5 protein-coding genes are annotated in these 5,301 nt (G+C 68.4%); 2 read left to right on the top strand and 3 right to left on the bottom strand.

Features of this window, described 5'->3' with window-relative positions; genetic code table 11:
* Nucleotides 1–83 precede the first annotated feature (83 nt).
* Nucleotides 84–1,082: a ligase-associated DNA damage response exonuclease gene (locus HUU96_RS10725; protein ID WP_174292795.1), complete on the top strand. Its 999-nt coding sequence runs from the start codon at nt 84–86 to the stop codon at nt 1,080–1,082.
* Between the two features lie 14 nt (nt 1,083–1,096).
* Here the strand turns inward: HUU96_RS10725 and sdhA are convergent, their stop codons facing one another.
* From sdhA to sdhC, 3 genes are read right to left on the bottom strand one after another with little or no spacing between them, the layout of a single operon-like run.
* Nucleotides 1,097–2,899, bottom strand: coding sequence for a succinate dehydrogenase flavoprotein subunit (gene sdhA / locus HUU96_RS10720; protein ID WP_174292794.1), 1,803 nt, complete (start codon nt 2,897–2,899; stop codon nt 1,097–1,099).
* Entirely contained in the window at nt 2,899–3,282 is a 384-nt protein-coding gene (gene sdhD / locus HUU96_RS10715; RefSeq protein ID WP_174292793.1) for a succinate dehydrogenase, hydrophobic membrane anchor protein, read from the bottom strand. Before sdhD ends, sdhA begins: the two co-directional genes overlap by 1 nt.
* Nucleotides 3,282–3,626 (bottom strand): succinate dehydrogenase, cytochrome b556 subunit, encoded by a 345-nt coding sequence (gene sdhC / locus HUU96_RS10710; RefSeq protein WP_254605181.1) that lies wholly within the window; start codon nt 3,624–3,626, stop codon nt 3,282–3,284. The genes sdhD and sdhC overlap by 1 nt, the downstream gene beginning before the upstream one ends.
* Before the next feature lie 238 nt (nt 3,627–3,864).
* Here sdhC and HUU96_RS10705 point away from each other — a divergent pair, with 238 nt between their 5' ends.
* Complete coding sequence (locus HUU96_RS10705; RefSeq protein ID WP_438827078.1) at nt 3,865–5,253, top strand: methyl-accepting chemotaxis protein; 1,389 nt, start codon at nt 3,865–3,867, stop codon at nt 5,251–5,253.
* The last annotated feature ends 48 nt before the right edge of the window (nt 5,254–5,301 follow it).

The following is a 5,301-nucleotide window of genomic DNA, read 5'->3' as shown; positions in this document are numbered from 1 at the left end:
AGAGGGAAGGGGCCCGCCGGCAAAGCCGGTGGGAAGGGTGAGGGCGACGGGGAACGGATGACCACCTCATCCATATAGTCACCATGCCCAAGCTCGGCGACTGGCTGGAACCGCATCCGTATGGCCTCTACGTCCGCCCTGCGGACGCGTGGATCGATCCGTCCGAGCCGATGGCGCGGGCGCTGGTCACCCATGGCCATGCCGACCATGCGCGCGGCGGCCATGGCGCGGTGTGGGCCACCCCCGAGACGCTGGCGATCATGGACGCGCGCTATGGCGAGCAGCAGGCGCGGCCGGTCGCCTATGGCGAAACGATCCAGTTGGGGGAGGTGGAGGTCGGCTTCGTCCCCGCCGGCCATGTCCTGGGCTCGGCGCAGATCGTCCTCGACCATCGCGGCGAGCGGATCGTCGCTTCGGGCGACTACAAGCGCCGCGCCGACCCGACCTGCGCCCCGTTCGAGCCGGTCGCGTGCGACGTGTTCATCACCGAGGCGACCTTCGCGTTGCCGGTGTTCCGCCACCCGGAGACGGGCGACGAGATCGACAAGCTGATCGCACGGCTCCACGCCAATCCCGACCGTTGCGTGCTGGTTGGGGCCTATGCCCTCGGTAAGGCGCAGCGGGTGATCGCAGAATTGCGCGCGCGGGGCCACGACGCGCCGATCTACATCCACGGCGCACTGCAGCGGCTGTGCGACCTTTATGCCGACCTGGGCGTGCAACTGGGCGAGCTGATCCCCGCCACCGGTGTCGCCAAGAAGGACATTGCCGGCCATGTCGTGCTCTGCCCGCCCGGCGCGCTCAATGACCGCTGGTCGCGGCGGCTGCCCGACCCGATCACGGCGATGGCGTCGGGCTGGATGCGGGTGCGCCAGCGCGCGCGGCAGAAGAATGTCGAGCTGCCGCTGATCCTGTCCGACCATGCCGACTGGGACGAGCTGACCGACACGCTGACCGAAATCTCGCCCAAGGAGGTGTGGGTCACGCATGGCCGCGAGGAGGCGCTGGTCCACTGGTGTATGACCCGCCAGATCAAGGCACGCGCATTGGCGCTGGTCGGGTTCGAGGACGAGGACGACTAGGCGCTACGGCCTGATCAATACACCCGCTTCTTGGGTTTGATGTAGTCCGCCTCGTCGGTCATCGTATAGTCGTGCACCGGCCGGTAATCGATCGCGGTCGCGCCGCCGGTGCCCGCCCAGCCGCTGAAGGTCGCGATCGTGTGCTTCATCCAGGTCGCGTCGTCGCGGTCGGGATGGTCCTCGTTGACGTGAGCGCCGCGCGATTCCTGGCGGTTGGCGGCCGAGTCCATCGTCACCACCGCCTGCGCGACGAGGTTGTCCAGCTCCAGCGTCTCGACCAGATCGGTGTTCCAGATCAGCGACCGGTCGTTGACGCTCACGTCCGCCAGCTTGGCATAGGTCGCCTTGATCTTGTCCTGCCCCTCGGCGAGCAGGGCGTTGTCGCGGAACACCGCGCAATGCGCCTGCATGGTGCGCTGCATCTCGGCGCGGATCACCGCGGTCGGCGAGCCGCCGGCAGCGTTGCGGAAATGGTCGAGCCGGCCGAGCGCCAGCTCCTCAGAGCCCTTGGGCAACGGGTTGTGCGGCGTCCCCAGCTTCTGGATGTCCTTGATGCGCAGGCCGGTCGCGCGGCCGAACACAACGAGATCAATCAGGCTGTTCGAGCCGAGCCGGTTGGCCCCGTGCACCGACACGCACGCCGCCTCGCCGACCGCGAACAGGCCCGGGACGACCGCGTCGGGGTTGCCGTCCTTGTTGTGGACGACCTCGCCGTGGAAGTTGGTCGGGATGCCGCCCATGTTGTAATGCACCGTCGGCGTCACCGGCAGCGGCTGACGGGTCAGGTCGACGCCGGCGAAGATCTTGCCGGTCTCGGTAATGCCGGGCAGCCGCTCGTGCAGCACCTTGGGATCGATATGGTCGAGATGGAGCCAGATATGGTCGCCATGCGCGCCGACGCCGCGGCCCTCGCGCATCTCCATCGCCATCGAGCGCGATACGACGTCGCGGCTGGCGAGGTCCTTGGCGCTGGGAGCGTAGCGCTCCATGAAGCGCTCACCCTCGCTGTTGGTCAGGTAACCGCCCTCGCCACGCGCGCCCTCGGTGATGAGGACGCCGGCGCCATAGATGCCGGTCGGGTGGAACTGGACGAACTCCATGTCCTGCAACGGCAACCCGGCGCGCAGCACCATGGCGTTGCCGTCGCCGGTGCAGGTGTGCGCCGACGTCGCCGAGAAATAGCAACGGCCATAGCCGCCGGTCGCCAGCACCACCTGATGGCTACGGAAGCGGTGGATCGACCCGTCTTCCATGCACAGCGCGATGACGCCGCGGCAGGCACCGTTCTCCATGATCAGGTCGAGCGCGAAATACTCGACATAGAAGTCGGCGTCGTACTTCAGGCTCTGCTGGTACAGCGCGTGCAGCATCGCGTGGCCGGTGCGATCGGCGGCGGCGCAGGTGCGCTGGACCGGCGGGCCTTCGCCCATGTTCTGCATGTGGCCGCCGAACGGGCGCTGATAGATGGTGCCGTCGTCGTTGCGGCTGAACGGGACGCCGGCATGCTCCAGCTCGATGACCGCCTGGGGCGCCTCGCGCACCATATATTCGATCGCGTCCTGGTCGCCGAGCCAGTCGGAGCCCTTGACGGTGTCGTACATGTGCCACGACCAATGGTCGGGCGAGTTGTTGCCGAGGCTCGCGGCGATGCCGCCCTGCGCCGCCACCGTATGGCTGCGGGTCGGGAACACCTTGGTGATGCAGGCGGTCTTCAGCCCCGCCTCGGCGATGCCCATGGTGGCGCGCAGGCCCGAGCCGCCCGCGCCGACGACGACGGCGTCATAGGTGTGATCGATGATCTTGTAGGCGGATGCCATTACCCTGCTGCTCCCAGCGCGATGCGGACGATCGAGAACAGGGCGATGCCGCCCATGCCGATCGTGAAGAAGTTCAGGAGGACGAGCAGCACCACCCGGTTTTCGGCATGGGCATAGTCCTCGATCAGCACCTGCAGCCCCAGGCGAAAATGCCAGAACACCGACACCACCAACAGCGCCAGCGGCACCGTCGCCCAGGCCGATCCCAGCCACAGCCGCAGCGTCCCGTAATCATGGCCGGGCAGCCGCGCGAGGCTGAGCAGCAGCCACAGCATCAGCAGCAGGTTGGAGCCTGCCGTGACCCGCTGGTTCCACCAGTGATGCGTGCCCTCTTTGGCACTGCCCAGGCCGCGCACCCGGCCGATGCTGGTTCCCGAACCCATCACTTGATCCCCAGATAGAGCCAGTAGCAGAGCGTCAGCACCACCGCCGCCGCCATGGTGCTCAGCGCGAACCGCTTGTTGCGCTTCAGCTCGAACGCCGCGCCGGTATCCATCACCAGATGGCGCACGCCGCTGGCGATGTGCTGGAACAGGCTGAGCGTCAGGCCGATGCCGAAGACATAGCCGATCAGGTTGAGGTGGCCGCTGCTGGTGGTGAACACGCCGGCGAAGCGCGCATAGCTTGCCGGGCCGCCGGCCAGCGCCGCCAGCCACCATACGAACAGCAAAGTGCCGACCGTCGCCATGCCGTCGCCGGTTGCCCGGTGCAGGATCGACACCAGCATGTGCGGCCCCCAGCGATAGACGGTCAGGTGCGGGCTGAGCGGACGGGCGTGAAGGGTCGGGCGCGAAGCCAACGGACGATTCCTCGAATAGCGAAGGGCTTGCGTCCTCTTAGACCTGCCGGTTGGCGATGCAAGGCGAAGCACGGCGCAGGCGAGCCGGCGAGAATGGCCCTTATCTAACCGGCTGTTAACCCAAATCGCCTAATCGGGACACCGAACGCAAATCCTGGAGAGCGCCTTGTTCGCGACCGATCAATCCTCGTCCGCCGCCATCTCCGCCCGGATCGACCTGCCGGCGCTGCTCAGCACGATCGACCTCGACGCACGGGTCGCGGCGTTCGACGGCGGCGACGGCCTGCTGGTGCGCGACGCGGCCGAGCTGTGGCAGATCATCGAGCCCGAGGCGGTCAAGATCGTCGACGCCTATTGGGGGCATGGTCAGCGGGTTCAGCCCGACCGGCCGACCTGGACCAAGCTGGATGGGGAAGAGCGGCGATCCGCGGGGCTGGCCTATCTCCACAATCGTTTCGCCCTCCTAGATCGCCGGGCATGGATCGAGCATCTCGGCCGCGTGGTCGTGGTGGCCTACGCCAAGCATGTGCCGACCATGGACGTGCTGGCGATGTCGTGCGCGTCGCACCGGGCGGCGATGAACATCCTGTGGCGGCGGATGCCCGCGGACCATCCGCACCCCGAGGCGATGGCGGACGCGCTGCTGCGGCTGTTCGGCATGGAGACCGAGATCACCGTCGAGCTCTTTGCGCAGCTGATCGCGCAGACCGGCCTGGCCTCGCGCGAGCGGCTGGCAAGCGAGTTCCGCGACGGCATCGCCGCCATGGTCGAGACGGCGACCGATGCGGGCCACACGCTGCGCGCGGAGACCGCCGCCTCGTCGGCATCGGCGCGCGGCATGTTGGGCAAGACCAGCGAGGTCGCGGCGGCGGCGGAACAGTCGGCGCTGGCGATGCGCGAGGCGGCACAGACCGCGGCCGGGCTGATCCGGGCGATCGAGGATGCGCGCGGCGAGGTCGAGACGGCGGCGGAGATCGCGACGCGGGCGGCCGATCAGGCCGGGCAGGCGGTGACGATGTCGGGCACGCTGTCGGATCACGCCAAGTCGATCGAGAGCATCCTTGGCCTGATCCGCGACATCGCCGGCCAGACCAACCTGCTGGCGCTCAACGCCACGATCGAGGCGGCGCGCGCCGGCGATGCCGGCCGCGGCTTCGCGGTGGTGGCGCAGGAGGTCAAGAGCCTCGCCAGCCAGACGGCGCGGGCGACCGACGACATCGCCGCCAAGATCGCCGCCATCCAGTCCGCCACCCGCTCGACGGTGGAGACCAACGCGTCGATCAAGTCGACCGTCGCCGAGGTGCAGGAATCGGCCAACCGCATCCGCTACGCGATGGAGGCGCAGGCGCAGACGGTGACGGCGATCACCGCGGCGGTGGACGAGACCGCGCTGGCCGCCGATTCGATGAGCAGCACCGTTGCCGCCATCCGCCAGGATACCGAAACCGTCGCCGCCCAGATCGACCATGTCGGTCGCGGCTTCGACACGCTGGACGGGCAGTTGGGCCACCTGCGGGGCAGCGCCGGCGACTTCATCAGCAAGGTAGCGGCCTAGGCTCGGCGCAGCGGCTCGGCGACGCCGATCCGCGGCTCGGCCGCCGAG

It is taken from the genome of Sphingomonas bacterium (assembly GCF_903644135.1).
GTDB lineage: Bacteria > Pseudomonadota > Alphaproteobacteria > Sphingomonadales > Sphingomonadaceae > Sphingomonas.
The sequence above is the reverse complement of the archived record's forward strand: the minus strand, read 5'-3'. Positions and strand labels throughout refer to the sequence as shown.